This is a genomic window from Shimia marina (genome assembly GCF_001458175.1).
GTDB classification, from domain to species: Bacteria; Pseudomonadota; Alphaproteobacteria; order Rhodobacterales; family Rhodobacteraceae; genus Shimia; species Shimia marina.
This window is the reverse complement of sequence record NZ_CYPW01000040.1, coordinates 1-1,789: the sequence shown is the minus strand read 5'-3', so window position 1 is coordinate 1,789 and position 1,789 is coordinate 1. Positions and strand designations below refer to the sequence as shown.

Sequence of the window (1,789 nt, the reverse complement as noted above, 5' to 3'; positions counted from 1 at the left end):
GCGTCTTCGCTTGCGGATCCTGAGGCGTTTTGGGGAGAGCATGGCAAGCGCGTGGAGTGGATCAAGCCTTACAGCAAGGTGAAGAACACCTCTTTCGCCCCGGGCAATGTGGACATCAAATGGTTTGAGGACGGCACGCTCAACGTCGCCGCCAACTGTATTGACCGCCACCTGGAAACCCGTGGCAATCAGGCCGCGATCATCTTTGAACCCGATGATCCCAATGAGCCGGCGCAATCCATCACCTATGCCGATCTGCACCGCCGTGTCTGTCGCATGGCCAATGTGCTCGAAAGCCTCGGCGTGCGCAAAGGTGACCGCGTGGTGATCTACCTGCCGATGATCCCCGAAGCCGCCTATGCCATGCTGGCCTGCGCCCGCATCGGCGCGATCCACTCGATTGTCTTTGCAGGTTTCAGCCCCGACGCGCTGGCCGCACGGATCAACGGCTGTGACGCCAAAGTGGTGATCACCGCAGACAGCGCCCCGCGCGGTGGCCGCAAGACAGCGCTCAAATCCAACACCGATGCCGCCCTCCTGCATACCAAAGACACGGTCAAATGCCTTGTGGTCAAACGCACCGGCGATCAGACCACATGGATCGACGGGCGCGACTACGACTATAATGAGATGGCCATCGAGGCCAATGACTACTGCAAACCTGCAGAGATGAGCGCCGAAGATCCGCTCTTCATTCTCTACACCTCAGGCTCCACCGGTCAGCCCAAAGGCGTGGTGCATTCCACCGGCGGCTATCTGGTCTATGCCGCCATGACCCATGAATACACCTTTGATTACAAAGACGGCGACATCTTCTGGTGTACCGCTGATGTGGGCTGGGTCACCGGCCACAGCTATATCGTCTATGGGCCGCTGGCCAATGGCGCGACCACGCTGATGTTTGAGGGCGTGCCGACCTATCCGGATGCCTCGCGCTTCTGGCAGGTCTGCGAAAAACACCGCGTCAATCAGTTCTATACCGCGCCCACCGCGCTGCGCGCGCTGATGGGTCAGGGCAATGACTATGTGGAGAAATGTGACCTGTCTTCGCTGCGCATCCTTGGCACCGTGGGCGAGCCGATCAACCCGGAGGCCTGGAACTGGTACAACGACGTGGTCGGCGGCGGCCGCTGCCCGATCGTGGACACCTGGTGGCAGACCGAGACCGGCGGCCATATGATGACCCCCCTGCCCGGCGCCCATGCCACCAAACCCGGCGCGGCGATGAAGCCCTTCTTTGGCGTCAACCCAGTGGTGCTGGATCCGCAGTCCGGCGAGGAAATCACCGGCAATGACGTGGAAGGCGTGCTCTGCATTCAGGACAGCTGGCCGAGCCAGATGCGCACGGTCTGGGGCGATCATGAGCGCTTTGAGAAAACCTATTTCTCTGATTACAAAGGCTATTACTTTGCCGGTGACGGCTGCCGCCGCGACAAAGACGGCGACTATTGGATCACCGGCCGTGTGGATGATGTGATCAATGTCTCCGGCCACCGCATGGGCACGGCGGAGGTGGAAAGCGCCCTTGTGGCCCATGCGGCCGTGGCCGAGGCCGCCGTGGTGGGCTATCCGCATGACATCAAGGGCCAGGGCATCTATTGCTATGTCACCCTGATGAACGATCAGGAGCCCTCTGAGGAGCTGATGAAAGAGCTGCGCACCTGGGTGCGCACCGAAATCGGCCCCATCGCCAGCCCGGATCTGATCCAATGGGCACCGGGCCTGCCCAAAACCCGCTCCGGCAAAATCATGCGCCGCATCCTGCGCAAAATCGCCGAAAACGACTACG

1 protein-coding gene is annotated in these 1,789 nt (G+C 60.9%); it reads left to right on the top strand.

The features are described from left to right. Nucleotides 1-1,789 (top strand): acetate--CoA ligase (gene acs / locus SHM7688_RS17665; protein WP_083499123.1); only part of this gene is annotated, 1,789 nt, incomplete at both ends.